Source organism: Actinomadura sp. (assembly GCF_044508335.1).
Taxonomy (GTDB): Bacteria; Actinomycetota; Actinomycetes; order Streptosporangiales; family Streptosporangiaceae; genus Spirillospora.
This window is the reverse complement of record NZ_JBIQHY010000155.1, coordinates 1-14,900: the sequence shown is the minus strand read 5'-3', so window position 1 is coordinate 14,900 and position 14,900 is coordinate 1. Positions and strand designations below refer to the sequence as shown.

General features: G+C 70.5%; 14 protein-coding genes. 2 read left to right on the top strand and 12 right to left on the bottom strand.

Annotated features, from left to right (window positions below):
• The 7 genes from tuf to ACIWVC_RS31760 form a co-directional block, all read right to left on the bottom strand.
• Window positions 1-992: elongation factor Tu (gene tuf / locus ACIWVC_RS31790; RefSeq protein WP_396454966.1), on the bottom strand; the 992-nt coding region annotated here is incomplete at its 3' end.
• A gap of 175 nt (window positions 993-1,167) precedes the next feature.
• A complete protein-coding gene (gene fusA / locus ACIWVC_RS31785; protein WP_396454965.1) occupies window positions 1,168-3,279 on the bottom strand; it encodes an elongation factor G in 2,112 nt (703 codons plus the stop codon).
• Between the two features lie 41 nt (window positions 3,280-3,320).
• Entirely contained in the window at window positions 3,321-3,791 is a 471-nt protein-coding gene (rpsG, locus tag ACIWVC_RS31780; RefSeq protein WP_067889272.1) for a 30S ribosomal protein S7, read from the bottom strand.
• Window positions 3,791-4,165, bottom strand: a complete 375-nt coding sequence (gene rpsL / locus ACIWVC_RS31775; protein ID WP_030176166.1) for a 30S ribosomal protein S12 — start codon at window positions 4,163-4,165, stop codon at window positions 3,791-3,793. The genes rpsG and rpsL overlap by 1 nt, the downstream gene beginning before the upstream one ends.
• A gap of 582 nt (window positions 4,166-4,747) precedes the next feature.
• A complete protein-coding gene (locus ACIWVC_RS31770; protein ID WP_396454964.1) occupies window positions 4,748-6,283 on the bottom strand; it encodes a hypothetical protein in 1,536 nt (511 codons plus the stop codon).
• A gap of 241 nt (window positions 6,284-6,524) precedes the next feature.
• Complete coding sequence (locus tag ACIWVC_RS31765; RefSeq protein WP_396452567.1) at window positions 6,525-7,505, bottom strand: aldo/keto reductase; 981 nt, start codon at window positions 7,503-7,505, stop codon at window positions 6,525-6,527.
• 11 nt (window positions 7,506-7,516) lie between these two features.
• Window positions 7,517-8,338: an EamA family transporter gene (locus ACIWVC_RS31760; RefSeq protein WP_396452566.1), complete on the bottom strand. Its 822-nt coding sequence runs from the start codon at window positions 8,336-8,338 to the stop codon at window positions 7,517-7,519.
• A gap of 34 nt (window positions 8,339-8,372) precedes the next feature.
• On the opposite strand from ACIWVC_RS31760, the gene ACIWVC_RS31755 reads away from it, so the two are divergent.
• Window positions 8,373-8,855 carry an Lrp/AsnC family transcriptional regulator gene (locus ACIWVC_RS31755; protein ID WP_396452564.1) on the top strand — a complete coding sequence of 161 codons (483 nt, stop codon included), beginning with the start codon at window positions 8,373-8,375 and terminating at the stop codon, window positions 8,853-8,855.
• On the opposite strand, the gene ACIWVC_RS31750 is transcribed toward ACIWVC_RS31755, so the two are convergent.
• Window positions 8,779-9,450 (bottom strand): TetR family transcriptional regulator, encoded by a 672-nt coding sequence (locus ACIWVC_RS31750; protein ID WP_396452562.1) that lies wholly within the window; start codon window positions 9,448-9,450, stop codon window positions 8,779-8,781. The two genes, ACIWVC_RS31755 and ACIWVC_RS31750, sit on opposite strands and share 77 nt — an antisense overlap.
• A complete protein-coding gene (locus tag ACIWVC_RS31745; protein ID WP_396454963.1) occupies window positions 9,447-10,313 on the bottom strand; it encodes an alpha/beta fold hydrolase in 867 nt (288 codons plus the stop codon). The genes ACIWVC_RS31750 and ACIWVC_RS31745 overlap by 4 nt, the downstream gene beginning before the upstream one ends.
• A 233-nt stretch (window positions 10,314-10,546) precedes the next feature.
• Here ACIWVC_RS31745 and ACIWVC_RS31740 point away from each other — a divergent pair, with 233 nt between their 5' ends.
• A complete protein-coding gene (locus tag ACIWVC_RS31740; RefSeq protein WP_396452558.1) occupies window positions 10,547-10,969 on the top strand; it encodes a hypothetical protein in 423 nt (140 codons plus the stop codon).
• Window positions 10,970-11,038: 69 nt separating this feature from the next.
• Here the strand turns inward: ACIWVC_RS31740 and ACIWVC_RS31735 are convergent, their stop codons facing one another.
• The 3 genes from ACIWVC_RS31735 to rpoC form a co-directional block, all read right to left on the bottom strand.
• On the bottom strand, window positions 11,039-11,281 hold the full coding sequence (locus ACIWVC_RS31735) for a hypothetical protein (protein WP_396452556.1): 243 nt from the start codon (window positions 11,279-11,281) through the stop codon (window positions 11,039-11,041).
• A 219-nt stretch (window positions 11,282-11,500) separates the two neighbouring features.
• On the bottom strand, window positions 11,501-12,400 hold the full coding sequence (locus ACIWVC_RS31730; protein WP_396454962.1) for a phosphotransferase family protein: 900 nt from the start codon (window positions 12,398-12,400) through the stop codon (window positions 11,501-11,503).
• Between the two features lie 152 nt (window positions 12,401-12,552).
• The coding region (gene rpoC, locus ACIWVC_RS31725; RefSeq protein WP_396454961.1) for a DNA-directed RNA polymerase subunit beta' at window positions 12,553-14,900 on the bottom strand (2,348 nt) is incomplete at its 5' end.

Genomic DNA, 14,900 nt, shown 5'->3' with positions numbered 1-14,900 from the left:
CGGTAGTTGTTGAAGAACGGCGTGTGCCGGCCGCCCTCGTCCTTGGACAGGATGTAGACCTGCGCCTCGAACTCGGTGTGCGGGGTGTTGGTGCCCGGCTTGATGACGCACTGGCCGCGCTCCACCTCCTCGCGCTTGATGCCGCGCAGGAGCAGGCCGACGTTGTCGCCCGCCTGGCCCTGGTCGAGGAGCTTGCGGAACATCTCGACGCCGGTGACGGTGGTCGAGGTGACCTCCGGCTTGATGCCGATGATGTCGACGGTCTCGTTGACGTTCACGACGCCGCGCTCGATGCGGCCGGTCACGACGGTGCCGCGGCCGGTGATCGAGAAGACGTCCTCGATCGGCATCAGGAACGGCTTGTCGGTGTCGCGCACCGGCTCCGGCACGTTCTCGTCGACGGCGTTCATGAGCTCGACGATCGACTCGGACCACTTCTCGTCGCCCTGCAGCGCCTGGAAGGCGGACACGCGCACGACCGGGACGTCGTCGCCCGGGAACTCGTACTCGGAGAGCAGCTCGCGGACCTCGAGCTCGACGAGCTCCAGGATCTCCTCGTCGTCCACCATGTCGCACTTGTTCAGCGCGACGACGATGTAGGGGACGCCGACCTGGCGGGCCAGGAGCACGTGCTCCTTGGTCTGCGGCATCGGGCCGTCGGTGGCGGCGACCACCAGGATGGCGCCGTCCATCTGCGCCGCACCGGTGATCATGTTCTTGATGTAGTCCGCGTGACCCGGGCAGTCCACGTGCGCGTAGTGCCGGGCCTCGGTCTGGTACTCGACGTGCGCGATCGAGATCGTGATGCCGCGCTCGCGCTCCTCCGGCGCCTTGTCGATGTCCTCGAACGGCGTGAAGGGGTTGAGGTCCGGGTACTTGTCGTGGAGCACCTTGGTGATCGCCGCGGTAAGCGTGGTCTTACCGTGGTCGATGTGTCCAATGGTGCCGATGTTCACGTGCGGCTTCGTCCGCTCGAACTTGGCCTTCGCCACTGGTTGCTCCTTGTTGCGATCCTCGGCCGTCTAGACGACCGCTTCGATGTGCGTCCTGTTGATCCGTGGGCAGGCCGGGTGCCTTACCGATGACGGGGAACCTGCTCGGCGGCCCGCCGCCCACCGCCGCACGGGGTGCTGTCGGCGGCGGCGGCCCGGCTTCGCAGATTCCCCATCACTCGCCCCGCGCCTTGGCGATGATCTCCTGCGCGACGTTCGACGGAACCTCGGCGTAGGAGTCGAACTGCATGGTGAAAACAGCCCGGCCCTGGGTCTTGCTGCGCAGATCGCCCACGTAGCCGAACATCTCCGACAGGGGCACGAGCGCCTTGATGACGCGCATGCCGTGCCGCTCGTCCATGGACTGGACCTGACCGCGGCGGCTGTTGAGGTCGCCGATCACGTCGCCCATGTTCTCCTCGGGCGTGGTGACCTCGACCGCCATCATCGGCTCCAGCAGCGTGGGGGCGGCCCGGCGGGCGGCCTCCTTGAACGCCATGGAACCGGCGACCTTGAACGCCATCTCCGAGGAGTCGACCTCGTGGTAGGCGCCGTCCTGCAGGGTGACCTTCACGCCCACCATCGGGTAGCCGGCGAGGACACCGAAATCGGCGGCCTCCTGGCAGCCCGCGTCGACCGACGGGATGTACTCCCGCGGGATGCGGCCGCCGGTGACCTTGTTCTCGAACTCGTAGCCGTCGGACCCGCCGCCCAGCGGCTCCAGGTCGATGATCACGCGGCCGAACTGGCCCGAGCCGCCCGTCTGCTTCTTGTGGGTGTACTCGACCTTCTCGACCTTCTTGGTGATCGTCTCGCGGTAGGCGACCTGCGGCTTGCCGACGTTGGCCTCGACCTTGAACTCGCGCTTCATCCGGTCGACGAGGATCTCCAGGTGGAGCTCGCCCATGCCGGAGATGACGGTCTGGCCCGTGTCCTCCTCGGTGCGGACCTGGAAGGACGGGTCCTCCTCGGCCAGCCGCTGGATCGCGGTGCCCAGCTTCTGCTGGTCGGCCTTCGTCTTCGGCTCGATCGCCACGTGGATGACCGGCGCCGGGAAGTTCATCGACTCGAGGACGATGGGGTCCTTCTCGTCGCACAGCGTCTCACCGGTGGTGGTCTGCTTGAGGCCCATCACCGCGACGATGTCGCCGGCGCCCGCGCGCTCGATCTCGGTGCGCTTGTTGGCGTGCATCCGGTAGATCTTGCCGATGCGCTCCTTGCGCTCCTTGACGGAGTTCAGGACCGCGGTACCGGACTCCAGCACGCCGGAGTAGATGCGCACGAAGGTCAGCTTGCCCAGGTGCGGGTCGCTGGCGATCTTGAAGGCGAGGGCGGAGAACGGCTCGTCCTCGCTCGGCAGCCGCTTGAGCACCTTGTCCTCGTCGCGGACGGCGTGGCCCTCGATGGCCTCGATGTCCAGCGGGGAGGGCAGGTAGCGGACGATCCCGTCCAGCAGCGGCTGGACGCCCTTGTTCTTGAAGGCCGTCCCGCACATGACCGGGGTCAGCTTCGCGGCGACGGTCGCGCGGCGGATGCCGGCGTGGAGCTGCTCGACGGTGGGCTCGTGGCCCTCCAGGTACAGCTCCATGATCTCGTCGTCGTTCTCCGCGAGGGTCTCGACGAGCTTGTCGTGCCACTCGCGCGCCGACTCCAGGTGCGTGTCGGGGATGTCGACCGTGTCGTACATCTCGCCGAGCTTGGCCTCCTCGTTCCAGATGAGGGCCTTCATCCGGACCAGGTCGACGACGCCCTTGAAGTCCGCCTCGGCGCCGATCGGCAGCTGCAGCGGCAGCGGCGTCGCGTTGAGGCGGCTCTCGATCATGTCGACGCAGCGGTGGAACTCCGCGCCGACCCGGTCGAGCTTGTTGACGAAGCACATGCGGGGCACGCCGTAGCGGTCGGCCTGCCGCCACACGGTCTCGGACTGGGGCTCCACGCCGGCGACGCCGTCGAACACCGCGACCGCACCGTCGAGCACCCGCAGGTTGCGCTCCACCTCGACGGTGAAGTCGACGTGCCCCGGGGTGTCGATGATGTTGATCGTGTGATCGGTCTCGTCCACGGACCAGTGGCAGGTGGTCGCGGCGGAGGTGATGGTGATCCCCCGCTCCTGCTCCTGCTCCATCCAGTCCATGGTGGCCGCACCGTCGTGGACCTCACCGATCTTGTAGCTCATCCCCGTGTAGAACAGGATGCGCTCGGTCGTCGTGGTCTTGCCCGCGTCGATATGGGCCATGATCCCGATGTTGCGGACCTTGGCCAGGTCTACACCGGTTTTGGTAGCCACTGTCGTCCTCGCGTCGTCTCGTCGTTGCAGTTCCGCCGGGGTTACCAGCGGTAATGGGCGAAGGCCTTGTTGGACTCCGCCATCTTGTGCGTGTCCTCGCGCTTCTTGACAGACGCGCCAAGACCGTTGCTCGCGTCGAGCAGCTCGTTCATCAGCCGCTCGGTCATGGTCTTCTCGCGGCGCTGCCGGGCGTAGAGCACCAGCCAGCGCAGGGCGAGGGTGGTGCTGCGGGCCGGCCGCACCTCGACGGGGACCTGGTAGGTCGCGCCGCCCACGCGGCGGCTGCGGACCTCCAGGGTCGGCTTCACGTTGTCGAGCGCGCGCTTCAGCGTGACGACCGGGTCGTTGCCGGTCTTCTCGCGGGCGCCCTCGAGTGCGTCGTACACGATGGTCTGCGCGATCGAGCGCTTGCCGTCCAGGAGAACCTTGTTGATGAGCGCGGTGACCAGCGGCGAGTTGTACACCGGGTCAGCGATCAGCTGGCGCTTGCCAGCAGGGCCCTTGCGCGGCATCAGCTCTTCTCCTTCTTCGCGCCGTACTTGCTGCGCGCCTGCTTGCGGTTGCGGACGCCCTGCGTGTCGAGCGAACCGCGGATGATCTTGTACCGAACGCCGGGGAGGTCCTTCACACGGCCGCCGCGCACGAGCACGATCGAGTGCTCCTGCAGGTTGTGGCCGACACCGGGGATGTAGGCCGTGACCTCGATCCCGCTGGTCAGCCGGACACGGGCGACCTTGCGAAGCGCGGAGTTCGGCTTCTTGGGCGTCGTCGTGTAGACGCGCGTGCAGACCCCCCGCCGCTGGGGGCTCTCCTTCAGCGCGGGCGTCTTGTTCTTGGTCACCTTGTCCTGGCGGCCCTTTCGGACCAGCTGCTGGATCGTGGGCACCGCGTCTCCGTCTTCCTCGTACCGAGCCGGTAAGTCCTTTTGCTGCAATCACCACCTCAGGCGAGGCTGTGACCTGCCGGTTTCCCGACCTCTCCGACCCACGCGGTCGGGCGTGTCGTCGCCCCACGGAAATACAACCGCGAGAAACGACACAGACCGCCCGGCCCGTCAAAGGGCCGAATCAAGCCGGGGAGTCGAGCCCCTACCATCCGGCGCGTGCCCGCGGCCCGAAACCGCCGAACCCACCGAGGATGGGAGAGCCTCATCGATGCGGCGCTGGGGCCGGCCGGAGGCCTTGCCAACGCGCACGCATAGCGGCCCGCTCATGGCGGGACCAAGTGAGAAGGTTACCGACCGCCGGGCCAAAGTGCAAAGCGAGCGCGCACCACCGTGCGCGCCCCCGTACCGCGCGGGCCCGCGGGCGGCGGGGAGCCGTCTCCCCGGAGCAGTCAACGACAGAATGCCGACGGATGTTCCCCGCCGGGAGCCTCGGCTCCGGACGGGGGACCCGTCGGCATTGTGTCCCACATCCCCGCTGCTAGGGAAGATGTGGACCGATTTTTACTTCCCGCGCCCGCGCCGCTAGAGGATGAACGCCACGACCAGGACCACGAGGATCACCACGATGGCGACGGCGCCGACGACGAGCCAGAGCGTGTTCTTGCCGCCCTTGCCGCCGTCCGCCCCGTAGGCGGGCTGCTGGCCGTACTGCGGCTGGCCGTACTGACCGGGCTGGCCGTATCCCTGCTGCTGCCCGTACTGCTGCTGCTCGCCCGGCTGGCCGAACTGCTGCCCCGGGGCGGGCTGCTGGCCCGGCTGGCCGTAACCCTGCTGCTGGTACGGCTGGCCGTACGCCTGCTGCTGCTCGGGCTGGCCATAGGCCTGCTGCTGGCCGTAGCCCTGCTGCTGCTCGCCCGGCTGGCCGAACTGCTGCCCCGGGGCGGGCTGCTGGCCCTGGGCGGGCTGCTGCGGCTGCTGCGGGCCCCACTGCTGCCGGCCGATGTCGAGCCGCGTGCTGTCGGCCATGCCGGGCGTCTCGGCGGAGCCCCTCCCCTGGGACGACGCCGACGGGTCGAACGCCTCGGTGGGACGCGCGTCCTCGACGCCGCTCTCACCGGGCGGGGAGTACAGGTCGTCCACGGACGGCGAGGCGCCCGAGGTGGTCGAGCCCGCGCCGAAGCCCGCCTCGGGCGGCGGCACCATCATCGTGCGCTCGTGGTCGGCCTGGCCCTGCTGCGGCCGGCCCTGCCCCTGCTGGGGCGCCTCCGGGGACCACGGCTCGGGCGTGGACGGCGGCGTCGGCGCCTGCCACGGCTCGGCCGGCGGGTCCTGCCGGCGCTCGGGTCCGGTGGCGACCGGGACGTCGGTGCCGGGCGACCAGTGCAGCGTCGCCTGGTCGTCGATCGGGGGCCGCTGCTGCTGCTCGGGCTCGGGCGAGCCGGCGGCGGGCCCGGGCACGATCACGGTCCGGTCGCCGGAGGAGTCCTGCGGCGCGTCCTGCTGCTCGGCGGGCGCGGCGGGCTCGGGCGGCGGGAAGGCGCCGGGCCCGCCGAACTGCTGCTGCCCGTACTGCTGCTGCTCCTGGGGCGCGCCGTGCATCGGCTGCTGCGGGTACGCGGGCTGCTGCGGCGGCTGCTGGCCGTACTGCTGCGGGTCGTACTGCTGCTGCTCGTACTGGGGCGGCTGCCCGTAGCCGCCCGGCTGCGGCGGGCCGTACTGCTGCTGGTCGCCCGGCGGGACGTACTGCTGCGGGTCCTGCGGGGGCGTGAACCCGCCCGGCGCGGGCGGCGGGCCGTAGCCGGCGGGCGGCTGCCCGTACTGCTGCTGCTCCTGGGGGGCGCCGTAGGGCTGCTGGGGCGGCGCCGGAGGCTGCTCGCCGAACTGCGCCATCGGCTGCTCGACCATCGTGGGGGGCGGCGGAGGCGGCGCGGGCCGCTCCTCCTCGCGCGGCTGCTCGGGCTGCGGCGCGGCGCGGCCGCCGAGCTGCGGAGCGCCGAACACCACGGTGCGGTCCCCCAGCGGCCGGGCGGGCGGCTCCTGGCCCTCCGCCGGGCCGGCCTGACCCTCGTCCTCGGGCAACGGCCGCTGCGGTCCCTGCGTACCGTCGTTCTCGGTCATCGTCGGGCTCCTTCAGTGCCGTCGTCCCGGGGCTCCTCAGCTCCCGGAGGCCCGGAGGCGCACGGCGCGCCGCACCGCCTCCGAACCTTCACCCATGTCACCACGTGGCGGTCTTGCCTTGCGTGGGCGTTCTCGTCCACAGCCTGCCCCGATCGCCCGGGGAATCGCAAATCACCACCCCTGATAGACGACGGACGCCCCCCGTCCGTTCCGTGCGGGGGCGTCCGCGCCCGTCTTCCCGTCAGGAGTGCCCGGCGACCGCGTGCGGGCGGTACGGGGCCTCCATCCGCGCGACCTCCTTCTCGTCCAGCTCCAGGCGCTCGGCGGCGATCGCGTCGTCCATGTGAGCGAGTTTCGTCGCTCCCACGATGGGGGCCGTCACTCCGGGACGTCCGAGCAGCCACGCGAGCGCCACCTGCGCCGGCGGCACGCCCCGCTCCGCCGCGACCTCGCGGACGGCGTCGACGACGTCGAAGTCGTCCTCGCTGTAGAGACCGTCACCGAAGGCGTCGTTCCGGGCCCTGACCGTCTTGCGCTCGCCGCCGCGCTCCCTGTTCCCGGCGAGCAGGCCCCGCGCCAGCGGGCTCCACGGGATGAGGCCCACGCCTTGGTCGATGCAGAGCGGGTTCATCTCCCGCTCCTCTTCTCTGTAGACGAGGTTGTAGTGGTTCTGCATCGAGACGAACTTCGTCCAGCCGTGCATCTCGGCGGTGTGCTGCGCCTTGGCGAACTGCCACGCGTACATGCTGGACGCCCCGATGTAGCGCGCCTTGCCCGACTTCACCACGTCGTGCAGCGCCTCCATGGTCTCCTCGATGGGCGTCTCGTAGTCCCACCGGTGGATCTGGTAGAGGTCCACGTAGTCGGTGCCCAGCCGCCGCAGCGAGTCGTCGATGCTCGCCATGATGTGCTTGCGCGACAGGCCCCGCTCGTTCGGCCCGTCCCCCATCGGTATGCAGACCTTGGTGGCGAGCACGTAGTCGTCGCGCCGGGGGAAGAACTTCGGCAGGAGCCGCCCGGTGATCTCCTCGCTGACGCCGCGCGAGTACACGTCGGCGGTGTCGAAGAAGGTCACACCGCCCTCCACGGCCCTCGCGACGATCGGCTCGGCGGCATCCTCGCCCAGCGCCCACTTCCGCAGCGCGGGGTCGCCGTAGCTCATCATCCCGAGGCAGATCCGGGAGACCTTCATGCCCGCCGTGCCGAGACGTACCTGTTCCATGCCTTCTCCTTTCAACGTTCTCCACGGTGCACCGCGACACCGGCTATCACCAGTCCCACCCCGGCGACCTCCGCGGCCGCGGGCACCTGCCGCAGGACCACGAGCCCGGTCACGGTCGCGGTCGCCGGCAGCAGCGACACCATCAGCGCGTAGGTGGCCCGGCTGAGCCGCGCCATGGCCAGCTGGTCGCACACGTACGGGATGACCGACGACGTGACGCCCACGCCGACGCCCGCCGCGAGCAGCGCGGGGTCGTCCAGCACCGGCACGGCCTGCAGGCCGCCGATGGGGAGGACGAACACGGTCGCGGCGACCATCGCCATGGCCAGCCCGTCGATGCCTCCGGCGTCCGACCGGGCCGCCCTGTGCGCCACGACGACGTACAGGGCGAACAGGCCCGCGTTCGCGAAGGCGAAGAAGAACCCGAGCGGCTCTCCCTCAAGCCGCACCTCCGTCAGCACGTACACGCCCGCCACGGCCGCGATGAGCGCCACGATGTTGCGCCTCGTCCTTGCCCCCAGGGCGGCCAGAGCGATCACGGGCAGGAACTCGATCGCCGCCACGGTCGCCAGGGGCAGCCTCGCTATCGCCATATAGAAGGACGAGTTCATGGCCGCGAGCACGGCGCCCCAGAGCAGGATCGTCCGCCGGCCGCCGCCGTTGAACGTCCGCCACGGGCGGCGCCACAGCGCGAACACCGCGACCGCGCTCCAGATGCGGATCCCGGCCACGCCCAGAGGCCCGACCCGGGGGAACAGCAGCACGGCGAACGACGGTCCTAGATAGTGGAAGACCGCGCTCCCGACGAAGTACGTCCAGGGTGGATATGTCATGGCCGTATCGTCGGCCGCTCCGTAAGTTGGAGGAATGGCGAACCGACGGAGCAGGCCGGGCCGCGCCTACGAACCGAAACCGCTGGACGCGACCGACCTCAGAATCCTCACCGAGCTGCAGCGGGACGGCCGCGCGTCGCTCGCCGAGCTCGGCCGCCGGGTGTCGCTGTCCCCCCCGGCCGTCGCCGAGCGCGTGCAGCGCCTGGAGGAGACCGGGGTCATCACCGGCTACCACGCGACCGTCGACCCGACCGCGCTCGGCTTCCCGATCACGATCCTGGTCCGGGTCAACCCGAGCCCGCGGGAGCTGAGCCGCATCCCCAAGATCGCGGACGAGATCCCGCAGATCACCGAGTGCCACCGCATCACCGGCGACGACTGCTTCTTCTTCATCGCCCACCTGCGCGCGGTCGAGGAACTCGAACCGATCCTCGACCGCTTCACCCCGTACGCCCGGACGACGACCTCGATCCTCCAGTCGGCGCCCGTCCCGCGCCGTCCCCTCCCCCTCGGCTGAGGGGCGTCACCCGGAGACCGGCCAGCAGCGCGACGATCGCCCGCTCCGCTTCGGCGCGCGCGGCGCCGCGGTCGGGCGCGTGCGCGATGAGCAGCGCCGCCTCGTTGACGGCGCTGAGGACCAGGTGCGCGAGGACGTCCACCGGCTGCGCCGTCAGGACGTGCTCGTCCATGGCCTGCTGGAGTCCCGCCTTGATGAGGCCCAGCCCGTGGGCGGCCTCGATCTCCCGCCAGGCGGCCCAGCCGAGCACCGCGGGCGCGTCCCGCAGCGCGATCTGGAGCACCTCGGGCTCCTCGCAGATGTCCAGGAACGCGGCCAGGCCGGCGGTCGCGGCCTGCCAGGAATCGGCGGCGGTGCCGATGGCCTCGCCGACCCGGGCGACGAGCTCGGTCTCCACCTGTTCCAGCACCGCCCGGAACAGCTCCTTCTTGTCGCCGAAATGGTGGTGCAGCGCGCCGCGGGTGAGGCCGGCCGCGGCGACGATCTCCTCCGCGGACACGCCGGCGTAGCCGCGCTCGGCGAACAGCCGCCGCGCGGAGGAGACGAGCGCCTCCCGGGTGCGGCGCGCCCGATCCTGCGTCCGGCGCGGGCTCATCGCCGCGGCACCCCCGCGAACTCGGTGATGAGGCCGGCGAGCACCGCCGGCTGGTCCTCGGGGACGAAGGTCGCGGAGTCGGCCACCGGGACGAGCCTGGCGTCGGGGAACAGGTCCGCGAGGCGGCGGGCCAGCGACATCGGGAAGAGCCGGTCGTCCTCCGCCCACGCCAGCAGCACCGGCCGGTCGAAGGCGCCGAACGTCCCGGCCGCGGCGAGCGTGTACCGGCGGTGGACGCCGGCGAGGAAGCGCCGCAGGTCGCGCCGCACACCGCCGTCGGTGCGCGCGGGCCGCAGATACGAGTCCATCACCGGCTCGGGCACCGGCCGCCGGGACAGCCATCCGAAGGTGAACGGCAGCCGCCGGAACATGCGGGGGCGCAGCGCCTGGGCGAGCACCCAGGCGGAGCCCGGCAGCCGCGCGCCGGGCGGGAGGAACCGGAAGATCGGCGGGAAGAACCGCTCCAGTGCGTCGCAGGAGGCGAGGACCACCCGCCCGACCCGTTCCGGGCGCCGTGAGATCAGCACCTGCACCAGGGCGCCGCCGGTGTCGTTGGCCACGAGGGTCGCGTCCGTCAGGTCCAGCGCCTCCAGGAAGTCGGCGATGAGGTCGGCCACTCCCGCCGGGCTCAGGTCGGCGTCCGGCCGCACCGGGATCTCGTGGGACCCCAGCGGCCAGTCGGGGCTCAGGCACCGGTGGCCCGCCCGCGCCACCGCGGGCACCACGTTCCGCCACAGGTCGGCGTTGACCAGCAGGCCGTGCACGAACACCACCGGAGGCCCTTCCCCCGCCTCCCGGTAGGCGAGGACTCCCTGCGGCAACTCGACCTTCTTGGCCTCCCCGAGCGATGCACTGCGCGCCATGCCGTCTCTCCTCTCGGCTCCCCAAAAGCATACATACCGTATGTATGTTTTTCTAGAGGATCGACAGGCAACTCGGGAGGCCGAACCGGGCGCGACGGCTCTTCATCGGAGGTCTACTTTTCCGCAAAGCTGCATCTAAGAGGGGATTTGCCACGGTTGCGGCCCAGGGCGGAAGGGCAGTCTTCGGGCACCAAGTCGGCGGCGGGTTCCGCCGCGACGGGAGGGGGGTTCGCATGACGACCAAGACCGCCCGCGGAACCGCGTCGGCCATGACGCGGCCGCAGACATCGGGATGGCTGGCCTTCGCGGGCACGCTCGCGATGGTGATCGGCGCGTTCAACATCATCGACGGCCTGGTGGGCTTGTTCAAGGACGAGTACTACCTGGTGGGCCAGAACCAGATCCTGGTGTTCGACTACACGACGTGGGGCTGGATCTGGCTGATCCTCGGCATCGTCCAGGTCGGTGTCGGCGCGGCGATCCTCTCCGGGAAGATGTGGGCCCGCGCGGTCGGCGTCTTCTTCGCCGTCGTCGTCGCGATCGGGCACCTGGGGTTCCTGCTGGCGTTCCCGATCTGGTCGGTGCTGACCATCGCCCTGTGCGTCCTGCTGATCTATGCGCTCACCGCCCCGCCGGCCGGCGCCAAGGCCGGCTGACGGCGCCGCGCACCCGATGCGAAGGGGCCCGTCCGGGTTCGGACGGGCCCCTTCGGGTGAGCGGCGGGCTCAGGCGAAAGCGCGGCACTCCACCGCCGCGCGGCGTTCGGTCATGCCCTGCTGGACGGCCGCGGTCACGCACGCCTGCTGCTTCTCATCGAGCTTGGGCTTGCCGCACTCGGTGACGCTCGAGTACGTGCGGCAGTCCTGGCGCGTGCCCTGGTCGTCGGACGGCTGCGCGGCGGCGGCGCTGCCCACTCCGGCGATCCCCGCGAAGGCGGCGATCAGCGCACCGGTCATGACCCTCTTCATCTGGTGTTCTCCCCCGTCGCGTACATCAGGCAACGCCTGCCTTCCTCCCCGGCCCACAGAGCGACAAAACCAGACAAAAGGTCAAGGAAACGGAGATACGCGCAGGTCAAGCTCAGTCCCACCAGAACGACCAGGGGTTCACGCCCCGGATCTCCGCCGCGTACTGGCGCGGCGTCCCCAACCCCTGCTGGACGTTGCCGGAGGCAGAAGCCGAAGCGCTCAGCGGACGCCGGCCGGAAAGAGCCACCTCAGCGCGGGCAGGCACTTGTCGAGATACTTGGCGTGCCCCTCCTGAAGCCCGTAGGCCATGTCCTCCAGGAGGCCGCACCTGGCGTAGAACCCGGCACGCGCTTTGATCTTCCCGGCTTCCCGCGGCCCGGCCTCGTAGCCGCGCAGCGCCAGATCGAGCGCATCGGGGCCGAGGTCGCGGTACAGCAGGCCGAAGTCGCAGGCGGGGTCGGTGATCGCGGCGTCGCTCCAGTCGATGATCCCGGTCACCGTGCCAGTGGCCGGGTCGACGAAGACATGCTCGATCCCCATGTCGTTGTGGGAGAACACCCGATCATGCGCGCCGGACGGCGGCGGAGCGCTCAGGAACGCCTCGACGGCCCCGCGGCGCACCGCCGGCACCGCTTCGCCGATCTCCGAGTAGATCTCCGCCGCCTCCTCCAGCCACACCGCCGCCGGCTCGTCATCGACCTCCACCAGGCCGCCCATCCGCGCGACCGGCAGCGCGTGCAGTGCGCCGAGGAACCTTCCGAGCGCCACGGCGATCGAGTCGGCGTGTGCCGCACGCTGCGCCGGGGCGACGTCGATCAGCGGGACGCCCGGAAGCTTGAAGTAGGCGAGGCAGCCTTCCTCGGCGGCCGTGAGAGCCGGCTCGGGCACCGGCAGCGGCGACACGTCCGAGACGGCGGCGAGAAGCCGGGCCTCTCCGCTCACCCGCGCGGCCCGGCTCGCGGCATCGGGCTCCTTGCCCAGCCGGACGATCAACTCGTCGTTCACCTCGAAGGCGACGTTGTCCTCGCCTTCCCCCAGCAGCACGACGGTTTCTACCCGATAACCGGGCAGATGCACGCTCAGCACATCCCGAACATCTTCCGCGCTCCGCCGTCCCATGCGCCGACTGTAGACACATGCACCGCACGCCAACGACGGCCTCGGCGAGACGCGAAGAGGCCCCTCCCGGGCGGGAGGGGCCTCTTGCGTGTCGTCAGTCAGGGTGTCCGCGAGCCGGGGCGCCGCGGGCGGCGGCGCCCCGGGACGGGACGTCAGCGGTTGTACTGGCCGAAGTCGTACTCCTCCAGCGGCACGGCCTCGCCGGAGCCCTGCCCGAAGGCGTACTCGGCGCCGTCGTCGTAGGACCCGACGGAGTAGACCGCGGCCTTCGCCTCCTCGGTCGGCTCGACCCGGACGTTGCGGTACTGCGGCATGCCGGTACCGGCCGGGATGAGCTTGCCGATGATGACGTTCTCCTTGAGGCCGAGCAGCGGGTCGCTCTTGGCGTGCATCGCGGCCTCGGTGAGCACCCGGGTCGTCTCCTGGAAGGACGCCGCCGACAGCCACGACTCGGTCGCGAGCGAGGCCTTGGTGATGCCCATCAGGACGGGGCGGCCGGCGGCGGGCGTGCCGCCCTCGGCCACGACGTTCCGGTTCGTCTCCTCGAAGATCGGACGCTCGACCAGGTCGCCCGGGAGCAGCTCGGTGTCGCCCGACTCGAGGATGTTCACCCGCTTCAGCATCTGGCGGACGATGATCTCGATGTGCTTGTCGTGGATCGACACGCCCTGCGACCGGTAGACCTCCTGGACCTCCTGGACCAGGTGGAGCTGCACGGCGCGGGGGCCGAGGATGCGCAGCACCTCGTGCGGGTTGATCGCACCCGCGATGAGCTGCTGCCCGACGCCCACGGACTCGCCCTCCTTGACCAGGAGGCGGGACCGCATCGGCACCTGGTAGGCGATCTCGTCGGAGCCGTCGTCCGGGACGATGACGACCTTGCGGGCCTTCTCCGTCTCGTCGATCTTGACGCGGCCGGCGACCTCGCTGATCGGGGCCACGCCCTTGGGGATGCGGGCCTCGAACAGCTCCTGGACGCGCGGCAGGCCGTGCGTGATGTCGCCGCCGGCCACACCGCCGGTGTGGAAGGTGCGCATCGTCAGCTGCGTGCCGGGCTCGCCGATGGACTGCGCGGCGATGATGCCGACGGCCTCGCCGACGTCCACCCGCTTGCCGGTGGCCAGCGAGCGGCCGTAGCAGGCGGCGCAGACGCCGATCTTGGCCTCGCAGACCAGGGCGCTGCGGGTGCGGACCCGCTCCACGCCCGCCTCGACCAGCCGGGTGACGACCGCGTCGGACAGGTCGGTGTCGGCCGGGAAGATGACCGTCCCGTCGACGACGACGTCCTCGGCGATGGTGCGGCCGATCAGGCTGGTCTCCGAGGTGGCCAGCTTGACCAGGGTGCCGTCGGGCAGCCGCTCGGCGACCTCGAACGGGATCGTGCGGTCGGTGCCGCAGTCCTCCTCGCGGACGATGACGTCCTGCGCGACGTCCACCAGGCGGCGGGTCAGGTAACCCGAGTCGGCGGTGCGCAGCGCGGTGTCGGCGAGGCCCTTCCGGGCGCCGTGCGTCGAGATGAAGTACTCGACGACCGACAGCCCCTCGCGGAAGGACGACTTGATCGGGCGCGGGATGGTCTCGCCCTTCGGGTTGGAGACCAGGCCGCGCATGCCGGCGATCTGGCGGAGCTGCAGCGGGTTGCCGCGGGCGCCCGACTGGATCATCATCCAGATCGGGTTGGCCTTCGGGAACGCCTTCTCCATGTCCACCGCGACGTCCGCGGTGGCCTTGTTCCAGATCTCGATGAGCTCCTGCTTGCGCTCGTCGTCGGTGATCAGGCCGCGGTTGAACTCCCGCTGCACCTTCTCGGCGCGCTGCTCGTAGCCGGCCAGGATCTCCTGCTTGTTGGGCGGCGTGATGACGTCGTCGATCGCGATCGTGACACCGGACCTGGTCGCCCAGTGGAACCCGGTGCTCTTGAGCGCGTCGAGCGCGTTGGCGACGGCGACCTTCGGGTACGTCTCCGCCAGCTCGTTGACGATCGCCGAGAGCTGCTTCTTGCCGATCTCGTCGTCCACGAACGGGAAGTCGTCCGGCAGCGTCTCGTTGAACATGGCGCGGCCGAGCGTCGTCTCCAGCCGGTACGGCTGGCCGGGCTCGTAGCCCTCCGGCGCGATCCAGTCGCGCGGCGGCGGGACGTCCTTCAGCCGGATCTGGATCTTGGCCTGGAGGTCCAGCTCGCCGCGGTCGTAGGCCATGATCGCCTCGGCCACGGACCCGAACGCGCGGCCCTCGCCGAGCGCGCCGTCCTTCTGCGTCGTCAGCCAGTACAGGCCGATGACCATGTCCTGGGTGGGCATGGTGACGGGCTTGCCGTCCGACGGCTTCAGGATGTTGTTCGTCGACAGCATCAGGATCCGCGCCTCGGCCTGCGCCTCGGCGGACAGCGGCAGGTGCACCGCCATCTGGTCGCCGTCGAAGTCCGCGTTGAACGCGGTGCAGACCAGCGGGTGGATCTGGATGGCCTTGCCCTCGACCAGCTGCGGCTCGAACGCCTGGA